At 70.8% G+C, this 12,574-nt stretch carries 11 protein-coding genes; 9 read left to right on the top strand and 2 right to left on the bottom strand.

The window, feature by feature from the left end; translation table 11 throughout:
- From E4O86_RS23165 to E4O86_RS07475, 5 genes are all read left to right on the top strand, one after another.
- On the top strand, positions 1-200 hold a 200-nt coding region (locus tag E4O86_RS23165; RefSeq protein ID WP_205520758.1), incomplete at its 5' end, for a hypothetical protein.
- Between the two features lie 176 nt (positions 201-376).
- Entirely contained in the window at positions 377-1,249 is an 873-nt protein-coding gene (locus tag E4O86_RS07490) for an FAD binding domain-containing protein (RefSeq protein WP_161139899.1), read from the top strand.
- Between the two features lie 17 nt (positions 1,250-1,266).
- Positions 1,267-1,761, top strand: coding sequence for a (2Fe-2S)-binding protein (locus tag E4O86_RS07485; protein WP_161139898.1), 495 nt, complete (start codon positions 1,267-1,269; stop codon positions 1,759-1,761).
- Positions 1,758-4,097 (top strand): xanthine dehydrogenase family protein molybdopterin-binding subunit, encoded by a 2,340-nt coding sequence (locus tag E4O86_RS07480; protein WP_161139897.1) that lies wholly within the window; start codon positions 1,758-1,760, stop codon positions 4,095-4,097. Before E4O86_RS07485 ends, E4O86_RS07480 begins: the two co-directional genes overlap by 4 nt.
- A complete protein-coding gene (locus E4O86_RS07475; RefSeq protein ID WP_205520757.1) occupies positions 4,090-4,839 on the top strand; it encodes a class II aldolase/adducin family protein in 750 nt (249 codons plus the stop codon). Before E4O86_RS07480 ends, E4O86_RS07475 begins: the two co-directional genes overlap by 8 nt.
- 42 nt (positions 4,840-4,881) lie before the next feature.
- Here the strand turns inward: E4O86_RS07475 and E4O86_RS07470 are convergent, their stop codons facing one another.
- Positions 4,882-5,907, bottom strand: a complete 1,026-nt coding sequence (locus E4O86_RS07470; RefSeq protein ID WP_161139895.1) for a Bug family tripartite tricarboxylate transporter substrate binding protein — start codon at positions 5,905-5,907, stop codon at positions 4,882-4,884.
- 438 nt (positions 5,908-6,345) lie between these two features.
- On the opposite strand from E4O86_RS07470, the gene E4O86_RS07465 reads away from it, so the two are divergent.
- The 4 genes from E4O86_RS07465 to E4O86_RS07450 all read left to right on the top strand — a co-directional run bounded on the left by E4O86_RS07465 (position 6,346) and on the right by E4O86_RS07450 (position 11,267).
- Positions 6,346-7,368, top strand: coding sequence for an AbrB family transcriptional regulator (locus tag E4O86_RS07465; RefSeq protein ID WP_343039117.1), 1,023 nt, complete (start codon positions 6,346-6,348; stop codon positions 7,366-7,368).
- Positions 7,369-7,570: 202 nt separating this feature from the next.
- A complete protein-coding gene (locus E4O86_RS07460; RefSeq protein ID WP_161139893.1) occupies positions 7,571-8,470 on the top strand; it encodes an FAD binding domain-containing protein in 900 nt (299 codons plus the stop codon).
- Positions 8,467-8,946, top strand: a complete 480-nt coding sequence (locus E4O86_RS07455) for a (2Fe-2S)-binding protein (RefSeq protein WP_161139892.1) — start codon at positions 8,467-8,469, stop codon at positions 8,944-8,946. Before E4O86_RS07460 ends, E4O86_RS07455 begins: the two co-directional genes overlap by 4 nt.
- A complete protein-coding gene (locus tag E4O86_RS07450) occupies positions 8,946-11,267 on the top strand; it encodes a xanthine dehydrogenase family protein molybdopterin-binding subunit (RefSeq protein ID WP_161139891.1) in 2,322 nt (773 codons plus the stop codon). Before E4O86_RS07455 ends, E4O86_RS07450 begins: the two co-directional genes overlap by 1 nt.
- Positions 11,268-11,428: 161 nt before the next feature.
- Here E4O86_RS07450 and E4O86_RS07445 read toward each other — a convergent pair whose 3' ends face one another.
- Positions 11,429-12,541, bottom strand: a complete 1,113-nt coding sequence (locus E4O86_RS07445) for an ABC transporter substrate-binding protein (protein ID WP_161139890.1) — start codon at positions 12,539-12,541, stop codon at positions 11,429-11,431.
- Positions 12,542-12,574 lie beyond the last annotated feature (33 nt).

The following is a 12,574-nucleotide window of genomic DNA, read 5'->3' as shown; positions in this document are numbered from 1 at the left end:
CCGGCGCGGCTGCGGACCTGCCCGAAGCACCGGCACCTGCCGCCCCCGGACCGGCGAAGCCGGCAGCGCCGGCACCGGTCGCCGCCCCGGCAGCCGCATCGCCCCGCGCGCCGAAGCCGGCCGCCAAGCCGATCTCCGGCTTCTCCCTCATCTTCGCCGCGCTCCGGGATTCGCTGAAGCGGCTGTTCGGGCGGGCCTAGCCGCAGGCCGGGCGCCGCGCCCACCTGCATCGCGGGTCGGGACCGCACCCTCGCGCGGGAGACCGGAGACGCCGCGGAGGGAGAACGCCGCCTGTCATATTTCTGGGATTCGTGTTGCCTTTTAGGTCAGCCGGGCTAGTCTTGGCGCGTCGCTGGAGAGAGGTTCACGGCCGCCGATGAAGCCGCCGCCATTCCGCTATCACGATCCCCGCACCCTCGCAGAGACCGTCACGCTGCTCGGGACGCTCGAGAACGCGAAGCTCCTCGCGGGCGGGCAGTCGCTGATGCCGATGCTGAACATGCGCTTCGTCCTGCCGGACCACCTGATCGATCTCAACAAGGTCGCCGGGCTCGCGCATGTCGAGGCGGAGGGGAGGACCGTCCGGATCGGCGCGATGACGCGCCAGCGCGATCTCGAACGCTCCGCCCTGCTCGCGGCGAAGCTCCCGATCATTCCCGCGGCGCTCGCCCATGTCGGCCATCTCCAGACCCGCAACCGCGGCACGATCGGGGGCTCGCTGTCGCATCTCGACCCGTCCGCCGAGCTGGTGACGGTCTGCGCCGCGCTCGACGCGACGGTGACGGTGGCGGGGCCGGGCGGAACGCGCGCGATCCCGTTTTCCGAGTTCCCGCTCGGCTACATGACGCCCGCCACCGGCCTCGACGAAATCGTGACGGAGATCGTCTTCGAGGCCTGGCCCGCCGGCCACGGATTCGGCTTCGCCGAATATGCCCGCCGGCACGGCGATTTCGCCATCGTCTCGGCGGCCGCACTGCTCGCCTTCCGCGACGACGGGCGGATCGGCAGGGCCGCCCTCGTTCTCGGCGGCCTCGAGCCGGTGCCGACCCGGCTCTCCGCGATCGAGGCTGCGCTCGCCGGCGAGACTCCCTCGGAAGAGCTTTTCGCCGAGCTCTGCCGGCCCTGCGCCGAGCTCGAGGCGATGGGGGATGCGCTGGTGCCGGCGAGCTATCGCCGGCATCTCGCGCCGGTCATGGCGCGGCGCGCGCTCGCCCGGGCGGCCGGCATCGCCGCGGCAGCGATCCATTGAGCGGAGCAACGGAGACGATGCAAGGATCGGAACGACGGGCGATCTCGGTCTCCGTCAACGGAAGCCGCCACGACCGGGAGGTCGAGGTGCGGCTCACGCTCGCGGACTTCCTGCGCCATGCGGTCGAGCTCACCGGAACCCATGTCGGCTGCGAGCACGGCGTCTGCGGCGCCTGCACCGTCCTCGTCGACGGCCTCGCCGTGCGCTCCTGCCTGATGCTCGCCGTCCAGGCGGACGGCCGCGAGGTCGCCACCATCGAGGGGCTCGCACCGGGCGAGGACGCGCTCCACCCGCTGCAGCAGGCCTTCAAGGACCATCACGGGCTGCAATGCGGCTTCTGCACGCCGGGGATCCTCGCCACGCTGGTCGAGTATCTGGCGGAAAATCCGGAGCCGAGCGAAGCCGAGCTCAAGGTCGCGCTCTCCGGCAATATCTGCCGCTGCACCGGCTACCGCGACATCATCGCGGCGGCTCTCGACGCGGCGGCGCGTCTGCGGGAGGCGCGGGCATGAATCCGGGCGGCATGGTCGGCAAGGCGGTCCCCCGGATCGAGGACGACGCGCTGCTGCGCGGACGCGCGCGCTTCGTCGACGACATCCACCTCCCCGGCATGCTCGAGGCGGCATTCGTGCGGAGCCCGCATGCCCATGCCGCGATCCGCGGCATCGACACGGCAGCCGCGGCGGCGGTGCCCGGGGTGGTCGCGGTCTTCACGGCGGGCGATCTCGTGCCCCATCTCACGGCGGAACGCCTCGTCGTCGGTCTGCCGAGCCCGAGCTACCGGCTGGAGGTGGACAGGCCGGTGCTCGCCTCCGACGAGGTCGTCCATGTCGGCGAGCCGGTCGCGATCGTGGTCGCCGCCTCCCGCTACGTCGCCGAGGATGCGGCCGCCCTGGTCGAGATCGACTACGATCCGCTTCCGGTCGCGGAGAACTGCCGGGACGCGCTCGCGGACGACGCGCCGCGCGTCCATTCCCGCGAGCCGCACAACCTCGTCGCCGCCTTCGACATGGCCTATGGCGACATCGACCAGGCCTTCGCACGGGCGCCGCATGTCCTGCGGGAGAGCTTCTGGCAGCACCGCGGCGTCGCGCATTCGATGGAGTGCCGGGGGGTCGTCGCCGCCCACGACCCGATCGGAAACCGGCTGACGGTGTGGAGCTCCACCCAGACCCCGCATCCCGCCAAGCGGCTCATCTGCGCGCTGCTCGGCAGGGACGACGAGGAGGTCCGGGTGGTGGCGCCCGATCTCGGCGGCGGCTTCGGACCGAAGCTCGTCTTCTATCCGGAGGAGATCGTGGTCCCGCTCGCCTCGATCCTGCTCGGCCGGCCGGTGAAATGGATCGAGGACAGGCGGGAGCATTTCGTCGCGACCACGCAGGAGCGCGACCAGTACTGGGACATGGCGATCGCAATCGACGGCGACGGCCGGATTCTCGGCATCCGCGGATCGCTGATCCACGACCACGGCGCCTATACCGCCCGCGGCGTCAACGTGCCCTACGGGTCCGCCGTCACGGTGCCGCTCCCCTACAACGTGCCGGCCTACCGGCTCGACGTGAAGCTCGCGCTCACCAACAAGGTTCCGGTCACGCCGATCCGCGGCGCCGGCCAGCCGCAGGCGACCTTCGTGATGGAGCGGCTGCTCGACCGCGTCGCGCGCGAACTCGGCCTCGACCGCGCGGAGGTCCGGCGGCGCAACCTGGTGCACGCCGATCAGATGCCGTGCGAGAAGCCGCTCAAGCTCCGCGGCGGCACCTTCGTGGCGCTCGACAGCGGCGACTTTCCGACGGCGATGGCCGACGTGCTGGCGAAGACCGGCTGGGCCGATTTCAGGGCGCGGCAGGAGGCGGCACGCGCCGCGGGGCGGCACATCGGGATCGGCCTCGCGAACTACGTCGAGGGAACGGGGCGCGGGCCGTTCGAGCCGGTCAAGGTGCGCGTGACGTCGAACGGCCGGATCCGCGTCGCCTCCGGCGCCACCGCCATGGGCCAGAGCACGCAGACGATGCTCGCGCAGATCGTCGCGGACCAGCTCGGCGGCGACATGGCGAACGTGTCGGTGACGACGGGCGATACCGCGGCGATCAATCTCGGCTTCGGCGGCTTCAACAGCCGCCAGGCGGTGATGGCCGGCAACTCGGCGCACGCCGCCGCAATGAAGGTGCGGAAGAAGATCCTCAAGGCCGCGAGCGCGATGCTCGAGGTGGCGGAGGACGACCTCGAGATCGTCGGCACGCGCGTGGCGCTCAAGGGCGTCTCGGAGCACGGCATCGCGCTCGGCGCGATCGCCCGGGCGCTCGACGGCTCCCCCGGCTACAAGCTGCCGGGCGATCTGGAGCCTGGGCTCGAGGCCGAGGAGCACGTGATCGTGCACGACATGGCGTTCTCGAGCGGGAGCGCGGTCGCGGAGGTGGAGGTCGACGTCGACACGGGCGCCGTGACGGTCACCCGCTTCACGCTCGCGCACGATTGCGGGCGGATGATCAACCCGATGATCGTCGACGGCCAGGTCGTCGGCGGCATCGTGCACGGCATCGGCAACGCGCTGTTCGAGTGGATGGGCTTCGATGCCGAGGCGCAGCCCGTCACCACCAATTTCGGCGAGTACCTGCTCGTGACCGCGACCGAGATCCCCGAGATCGAGATCCTGCACCGCCAGTCCCCCTCGCCGCTCAACACGCTCGGCGTGAAGGGCGTCGGCGAATCCGGGGTCATCCCGACGCCGGCGGCCATCATCTCCGCGGTCGAGGATGCGCTCTCGCCCTACGGCGTCCGGATCGCCCAGGCGCCGGTCTCGCCGGCCGACATCATCGCCCTCATCAATGGAGCGTCCGGCCGTGCCTGATGCGCTTTCCAAGGACCAGGCAGGCGCCGAAGCCGACCTTGCGGGCCTGAAGGAGGAGCTCGCGGTGGCCAACCGCCTGCTCGTGAACGAGGACGTCCTCGACGCGTTCGGCCATGTCAGCGTCCGCCACCCGGCGGATCCCGGCCGGTTCTTCCTGTCCTGCGCGCTGCCCCCGATCGTCGTCCAGGCCGGCGACATCCTGGAATTCGACCTCGACGGCAGCCTGGTCGGCGCGTCCGACCGCCCGCTCTATTCCGAGGTCGTGATCCATTCGGAGATCTACAGGGCGCGCCCCGACGTGAGCGCGATCTGCCACCACCATGCGCCCGCGATCCTGCCCTTCTGCGTCGCCGGCACGCCGCTCGTGCCGGTCTCCCAGCTCGGCGCGGTGATCGGCGAGGAGGCGCCGTTCTGGGACAGCCAGCACGAGTTCGGCGACACCAACCTGCTGCTCACCAGGCCCGAGGAGGGCGCCTCGCTCGCCCGCGCGCTCGGGCCGCACTGGCTGGTACTGATGCGCCGGCACGGCGCGACCGTGGTCGGGCGGAGCCTCCGCGAGATGGTGTTCCGGGCCGTGCATTCGGCCGCGAACGCGGCGGTGCAGAGCCAGGCCATGCAGCTCGGCCGCCTCGACGCGCTGACGGCCGGGGAGCGCGCGCTCGCGGGCGTCATCCGCGCCTCGCCGGTCGAGCGCTCCTGGCTGCACTGGAAGGCCCGGCTCGACGCCGCGGAGCGGCGCTAGCGCCGCTGCGGAGCGGCGGCGCCTTCCCGCGCCCCTCCCGGCTCAGCCCTCCTTCGCGCCGGAGACCTCGGCCGCCTTCTCGATGACCGCCTTCGGCGTCGCGTAGATCTCCTCCAGCAGGCCGGCGATCTCCGCGCCGGTGACGGGGCTCACCTCGAGCCGCAGGCTCGCCGCCTTGGCGAGGAAATCGGGGTCCTTCATCGTCGCGTCGAAGGCGGTCCGGAGCGCTTCGGCCCGCTCGGCGGGAATGCCCGGAGGGGCGGCATAGGGCCGCCCCATGACGTTCGGGGCGAGGATGAAGCGGATGATCTGCTTCTCCTCGGTCGTCTCCGCGAGATCCGCCGCGTTCGGGACCGTGAGGTCGGGCGCGCCCTTGAGCCCCGCCTGCAGGATGACGTGGACCTTGCCCTCGTCGAGGAGGTTCGCGAAGCGGCTCTTCAGCGAGCCGTAGGAGATGCCGCACACGCCGTCGATCTCGCCGCGCTCGACCGCGAGCATCATGTCGGTCGTGCCCGGATAGCCGGTGATGACCTCGAGCTTGGCGCCGAACAGGTTCTTCAGGGTCAGCGAAAGCGCATCGACGTCCGAGCCGCGGCCCTCGCCGCCGACCTTGTGCGGTATCGTCTTCATGTCCTCCCAGCTCTTCACCGGGGAGGCCGTGGAATAGGCGCAGACGCTCACCTCGCCGGCCACGCTGCCGATCCAGGTGAACTGGCGGGCGTCGAACGGCGCATCGCCGAGGAGAGGCGCGACGGCGAGCTGCTGGGCGAAGGTACCCATCACCGAGCCGTCCTTCGGGGCGACGCCGAAGAGATAGGTGGCCGATTTCAGGCTCCCGGCGCCCGGCATGTTCTGCGGCACGAGGGTCGGGCCGCCGGGCAGGTGGGCGCCCATGAACTGCGAGAGAAGGCGCGCATAGGCGTCGTAGCCGCCACCCGGCGCATAGCCGATCAGGACGGTCAGGTCCCTTCCCTTGTAGAAGTCCTCGATGCCCTGGCCCGAAGCGGAGGTCGCCCCGGCCGCGAGCAGGGCGGCGCCGCAGAGAATGCCCTTCCAAATTTTGTTCATCCGCCTTCTCCTCGATCGTGGCGCAGCCGGGAAGACATCCGCGCAGGGCTCCGAGCCGGCTTTGCGCCTCGGGAGAGCCGCAGGACGACATCACCTCGACCCGCAGCCTCGCCGTTCGGCATGGCGCGGTCAACCGGGTGTGCAAAAATTTGTACAGACGCCGACGGGGGCGTCGCTCAAGCGCGTTGACCTTTGGTGCGCCCTGCTCAAATAAGCAGTCCGAGACGACCACCCTCGCAACGACCCGCCCTGCCTCGGGCGCCCCGGCCGCGGCCCGAGCGCCCGCTCCGAAGACGAGGTTCCCGCATGCCCGATTCCGAGACAGCCTTCCGCGCGGCCGGCGGGCGGACGGGCTGAGCCTTGCAGGAGGGCCGGAAGACACCCGATCGCGCGTGGCGCCCGCGCCCGGGCGGCTGGCCGCCCGCGGCGCGCTGGGCGGTGCTTGTCGCGTTTTCGGCGGTGCTGGTCGTCGCGCTCGAATCGCTCCATTTGCCGGCCGCCCTCCTTCTCGGGCCGATGGCGGCGGCAATCGCCATGGCGGCGGCCGGGGGCACGCTCCGGCTGCCGCCGCCGGCCTTCGTCGCCGCGCAGGGCATTGTCGGGCTGATGATCGCCGACAACCTGCCCGCCTCGATCTTCGGGGAGATCCTGGGGAGCTGGCCCATCTTCCTGGCCGGAACGCTGTCGACGGTCGTCGCCGCGAGCGGCCTCGGCTGGCTGATGTCCCGCGGGCGCATGCTGCCGGGCACCACGGCGATCTGGGGGTCCTCGCCCGGCGCCGCCGCGGTCATGACGCTGATGTCGGAATCCTACGGCGCCGACATGCGCCTGGTCGCTATCATGCAGTACCTGCGCGTCGTGTGCTGCGCGGTCATCGCGACGCTCGTGGCCCGGCTCGCCGGCGGCCATGCCGGCGCCTCGGGCGCGCAGATGGACTGGCTGCCGGACCTGCCCTGGCTCCCGGTCCTCGCCACCTTCGCGCTCGCGCAGGCCTGCGCCTGGCTGGGGCAGCGCCTGCGGATACCGGGCGGGGCGCTGATCGTGCCGCTCGCGATCGGCCTCGCCGTCAAGACGACCGACCTGATGCCGATCGTCCTGCCGCCCTGGCTGCTCGCCCTCAGCTATGCCCTGATCGGCTGGGGAATCGGCACCCGCTTCACGCCCGAACTCGTCGCCCATGCGGGGCGGATCCTGCCGCGCGTCCTCGCCTTCAGCCTCGCGCTGATCGCGCTCTGCGGCGTGTTCGCGATGGGCCTCGTTTTCGTGGCGGACATCGACCCGCTCACGGCCTATCTCGCCACCAGCCCCGGCGGCGCCGATTCGGTCGCCATCATCGCCGCCTCGACCGGCGTCGACATCTCCTTCGTGATGGCGATGCAGATCGCCCGCTTCCTCTTCGTCCTCCTCGCCGGCCCGGCGATCGCCCGGCTCCTGTCGCGTTCGACGTCCGCCGCGGCGTGACCCGCCCGCGCGATCGGAATCCCCGATCGGCGCAGCCGCGATCGCGCGCCGACGACAGGGCGGAGAGCCGTTCGCCGCCCTTGACGCGCTGTTCCGAAATAGTTCATTTTACAAAAATAGGTACGCCGTCGCACTCGACGGGACGGAATTCGGGTCCGGCCCGTTCCTGCCCGCGCCGGCGCACCGGAGCCCAAGGATTGCGATGAAGCCAGCTCCCTTCAAGTATCACCGGCCGACGACGCTTGACGAGGCGCTCGCGATCCTCGCCGAGGTCGCCGAGGAGGACGGACGCATCCTCGCCGGCGGGCAGACCCTCGTGCCGATGATGGCGCTGCGCCTCGCCTATCCGCCGCATCTCGTCGACATCAACGCGATTCCGGAGCTCGCCCGCACCCGCGTCGAGGATGGCCGGCTCGCGATCGGCGCCCTCGTCCGCCATGCCGATCTCCAGGCGCCGCTCGGCTGCCCGCCGCTCGACGGGCTCCTCGCGGAGGTCGCCTCGCACATCGCGCATTATCCGATCCGCACGCGCGGGACGTTCTGCGGCAGCCTCGCCAATGCCGACCCCGCGTCCGAATGGTGCCTCGTCGCGGCGACGCTCGGCGCGGAATTCGTGATCCGCAGCGCGGATGGAACGCGCAGCGTCGGCGTCGAGGACTATTTCCAGGGCGTCATGGCGACCGCGATCGGGCCCGGCGAGATGCTGGTCGAGGCGAGGCTGCCGCTCCTGCCCGCCGACAGCCTCTGGGGCTTCTACGAGTTCAGCCGCCGGGCGGGCGATTTCGCGCTCGGCATGGCGCTCGCCACGCTGAGGCTGGAAGGCGGCGTGGTCGGCGAGGCCCGGATCGGCGTCGGCGGCGCCGAGGAGCATCCGCGCCGGATCGCGGAGGCGGAGGCGGCGCTCGTCGGCCGGGCGCCGGACGAAGCGGCGTTCCGCGCCGCGGCGGCGAAGGCGGCCGCGGTGATCGACCCGCTCGAGGATCATGCGACCGACGGGACCTACCGTCGCGAGCTCGTGGAAACGGTGGTGCGCCGCGCGCTCTCGGCCGCCATGGCGCACAGGCAAGCGCGGCCGCGCACGGAGATCGAAGCCCGCTCATGAACGAAAAGGTCGACCTCACGCTGACCGTCAACGGCCAGCGGCACGCCATCCGCGTCGAGCCGCGCAAGACGCTGGTCGACGCGATCCGCGACGATTGCGGCCAGACGGGGACGCATGCCGGCTGCGAGCACGGCGTCTGCGGCGCCTGCACCATCCTGCTCGACGGCGAGCCGGTGCGCTCCTGCCTCATGTTCGCCATCCAGTGCGAGGGGCGGGACATCCGGACCGTCGAGGGGCTGGCAAACGGAAACGAGCTCCATCCGCTCCAGCAGAGCTTCATCGACCACCACGCGCTGCAATGCGGCTTCTGCACGCCGGGCTTCCTGATGCTCGCCGCCGGCGTGCTGCGGAAGCGCCCCGACATCGGCGACGAAGAGCTGATCGACCTGCTCTCCTCCAATCTCTGCCGCTGCACCGGCTACGCCAACATCATCAAGGCGGTGAAGGCGGTGCGCGACGGGCTGGCGCAAGCGTGATGGCGGAACGCGGCATCATCGGGAAGTCGCTGCCCCGGCTGGAGGATCCTCCGCTCGTGACCGGCCGGGGCCGCTTCGCGGCCGACATCAACTTCCCCCATCAGCTCCACATGCGGATCGTGCGCTCCGCCATGGCGCATGCCCGCATCGTCTCGATCGACGCCGAGGCGGCAAGGGCGCTGCCCGGGGTCGTCGCCGTCTGGACCGCGGCCGACATCCCGGACGCCTCGCCCGTCGATTTCCGCGAAGGTCCGAACGAGAAGCTCGCGCCCTACCGGCAGCACGTCCTCGCCCGCGAGGCGGTCCGCTATGTGGGCGATCCGGTCGCGGCGGTCTTCGCCGAGAGCGCCTATGTCGCGGAGGACGCCGCCGACCTCGTCGCCGTCGAATACGAGGAGCTGCCGGTCGTCCTCGCCGCCGACGCGCCGCCCGGCGAGTTCTCGCCGGGGCGCAGCACGGAGGCCACGCTCGTCCGCCAGGATTACGGCGACATCGACGCCGCCTTCGCGGCAGCGCATCTCGTCGTCGAGCTCGACCTCTCGGTCGGCCGGCACACCGGCGTTCCGATGGAGACGCGCGGCGCGATCGGCCGCTACGATGCGGCGCGCGACGTGCTCGAGCTGCACGGCGCGGCCAAGGTGCCGCACAAGAACCGGGATTCGCTCGGCCGCATGCTCGGGCGCGACGTCACGGGCATCCATCTCTACGAATCGCATGTCGGCGGCGGCTTCGGCGTGCGCGGCGAGCTCTATCCCGAGGACATCCTGGTCCTGATGGCCGCGATGCGCCTCGGCCGCCCGGTCAAGTGGATCGAGGACCGGCGCGAGCACCTGATGGCGACGAACCATTCGCGCCAGCAGCGCCACAGGATCCGGGCCGCGGTCGACGCCGAGGGGCGGCTGCTCGCGATCGACAACGAGTTCTTCCACGACCAGGGCGCCTATATCCGGACCCACGGCACCCGCGTCGCCGATTCCACCTGCGGCCTGCTGCCGGGGCCGTACCGGCTTCCGGTCTACCGGGCGCGCGGCCACTTCCGCCTCACCAACAAGACGCCGGCCGCGACCTACCGCTCGCCCTCGCGCTACGAGACGAATTTCGTGCGCGAGCGGGTCATGGACGAGATCGGACGCCGTCTCGGGCTTTCCCCGGTCGACGTGCGGCGCCGGAACTTCCTGGCCAAGGAAGAGATGCCGTTCGCCCGCCCGCTCGCCGCCCTCGGCGAGAACGTGGTCTACGATTCCGGCGATTATGCGCTCCTCCTCGACAAGGCGCTCGCCGCGTTCCGCTGGGACGAGGTCCAGGCCGACATGGCGCGCCGGCGCGCGGCCGGCGAGATGGTGGGCGCCGCCCTCGCCGTGTTCGTCGAAAAGAGCGGGCTCGGTCCGACCGACGGGGCGCGGGTGATCGTCGACACGACGGGCGCCGTCGAAGTCGTCACCGGCGGGGCTTCGGTCGGGCAGGGCTTCGAGACCGTCGTCGCGCAGGTCTGCGCCGAGACGCTCGGGGTCGACTACGACCGCATCCGCGTGACGCACGGACGCACGGACAGGATTGAATACGGCCTCGGCGCCCATGCCTCGCGCGCCACCGTGATGACGGCGAACGCGACGGCGGCGGCCGCCGCCAGGGTGCGGGCGAAGGCCCTCGACGTCGCGGCCGAGATGATGCAGGCGCCGATCGAGGCGCTCGACATCGTCGCCGGGCGGGTCGTGCGGACCGACATCGAAAGCGGCCCGTCCGTCGCGCTCGGCGAGATCGCACGCAACCTCGCCCCTTCCGCGAAGCTCCGCAACGGGCGCGAGCCCGGGCTGTCCTCGGACGGCTGGTTCGACACCGAGCACCAGACCTATCCCTACGGCGTGCAGATGGCCGTGGTGAAGGTCGATCCGGAGACCGGCGGCGTCGCCGTCGAGCGGATGCTCGTCGGGTACGACATCGGGCGGGCGATCAACCCCATGCTCGTCCACGGCCAGATCGCGGGCGGCTTCGCGCAGGGGCTCGGCGGCGCGCTCTACGAGGAGTTCCGGTACAGCGAGACCGGCGACCCGCTCTCCGTCACCTTCGCCGACTACCTGATACCGACCGCGAGCGAAGTGCCGGAGGTCGAGATCCTCCTCACCGAGGACGCGCCGAGCCCGTGCAATCCGCTCGGCATCAAGGGTGCGGGCGAGAGCGGCATCGCGGCGGTCGGCGCGGTCATCGCCTCGGCGGTCGACGAGGCGATCGGCATTCCGGGCGCGATCACGGAGCTTCCGATCACGCCGCAGCGCCTGAAGCGCATCCTGGCCGGGATCCGGCGGCCGCTCGCGGCGGAATAGGGCGCCGGCCCGTCTTCTCTGTCGTCAGCCGTCTCTGTCGCCGTCCCTCTCTGTCGTCGCCGGGGCCTGGCCCGGCGATCCATCCCCCTCCCCCTAGGGGGAGGGGTTCTTCTCCCTCGCCGGATCCGGACCGGCATCCGGAAAGTCCGGTCCCCGCGGTTTCAGCCGGCGACCTTCTTGTAGAGGTCGATCACCTGCTTGAGGTCCTTCCAGCCGCTGTCCATCGCGACCGCGACGTACTCGCCGACATGATCGAAATCCGGGACCGATTCCACGTGCTTCGGATCGGGGTCGACGTCGACGCGGTTCGAGAGCGCGCCGCCGGGATTGCTCTTCGCCCATTCGCGCACGAAGGTCTCCTGGCCGTCCTTGCTGAGGAGCCAGTTCACCCAGATCCGGGTGGCGTCCGGGTTCGGCGCGTTCTTGAACACCGAGATGCCGCGCGAATGCAGGACGGAGACGGGGAACTTCTTGACGTTCGCGCAGCCGCCGCTGTCGTGGCACTGGAAGAGCGCCTCTTCGGACGTCCCGATGCCGACCGCCTTGTCGCCGCGAATGATGGACATCGTGCTCTGCCGGTCGTTGTCCACGAACACCGGCTCCATCTTCGTGAGGATCGCCTCCACCTCGCCGATGCCCTTCATCCTGGCGATCTGGGCGAGCATCATCGCGCCCCCGTGCGGCCGGCTCGGAACGCGGATCGCGATCTTCCCCTTGAGCGACGGGTCGAGGATGTTGTCGAGCGTGAGCACGCCGCCGGGCACCTGGTCGACGTCATAGGCGCCGTAATTGATCAGGAAGTGCGTGTGGACGAACACGAAGTTCCCGCGGTCGGACGTGTACATCATGTCCGGCAGCCGCCACTTCGACCTGTCCTTCACCTCGTCCAGCACGAAGAACTCGTCGATCGGCACCAGCACGCCCGCAGGCGTCGCCACGTTGTTCATGTTCGAGCAGACCGCCCACCAGGTATCCCAGTTGTAGAGCCCGTTCTTCTGCTCGGTGATGACCTTCGGCGCGGCGTCGCTGGCATGGATGGCGTTCGCCTGGACGTTGATGTCCGGGAACTTCTCCTTGAACACGTCGACGACCTTGGCGTGCGCGTCGAACGGATCCATGATCAGGTTGAGCGACTGCCCCTTCGCCGCCGCGACGGCGGCGTCCCAGTCCGCGCTTCCCTCGGCCAAGGCGGGCGACCGGCCGCCCAGCCCGAACGTCGCTGCGGCGGCGAGCCCGGCGGTGCCGGCGAGGAACTTCCTGCGATCTACCATCATCTCTGGTACCCTCCAATTCCCTCGTATTTCGGC

The organism is Propylenella binzhouense, from assembly GCF_009866965.1.
GTDB lineage: Bacteria > Pseudomonadota > Alphaproteobacteria > Rhizobiales > Afifellaceae > Propylenella > Propylenella binzhouense.
Note: the sequence above shows the minus strand (reverse complement) of the source record. Positions and strands in the feature narration are given on the sequence as shown.

Coding starts and splice junctions, on each gene's coding strand:
- E4O86_RS07490 (WP_161139899.1), top strand. CDS start 377: ATGAAGCCGCCGCCATTCCGCTATCACGATCCCCGCACCCTCGCAGAG.
- E4O86_RS07485 (WP_161139898.1), top strand. CDS start 1,267: ATGCAAGGATCGGAACGACGGGCGATCTCGGTCTCCGTCAACGGAAGC.
- E4O86_RS07480 (WP_161139897.1), top strand. CDS start 1,758: ATGAATCCGGGCGGCATGGTCGGCAAGGCGGTCCCCCGGATCGAGGAC.
- E4O86_RS07470 (WP_161139895.1), bottom strand. CDS start 5,907: ATGAACAAAATTTGGAAGGGCATTCTCTGCGGCGCCGCCCTGCTCGCG.
- E4O86_RS07460 (WP_161139893.1), top strand. CDS start 7,571: ATGAAGCCAGCTCCCTTCAAGTATCACCGGCCGACGACGCTTGACGAG.
- E4O86_RS07455 (WP_161139892.1), top strand. CDS start 8,467: ATGAACGAAAAGGTCGACCTCACGCTGACCGTCAACGGCCAGCGGCAC.
- E4O86_RS07450 (WP_161139891.1), top strand. CDS start 8,946: ATGGCGGAACGCGGCATCATCGGGAAGTCGCTGCCCCGGCTGGAGGAT.
- E4O86_RS07445 (WP_161139890.1), bottom strand. CDS start 12,541: ATGATGGTAGATCGCAGGAAGTTCCTCGCCGGCACCGCCGGGCTCGCC.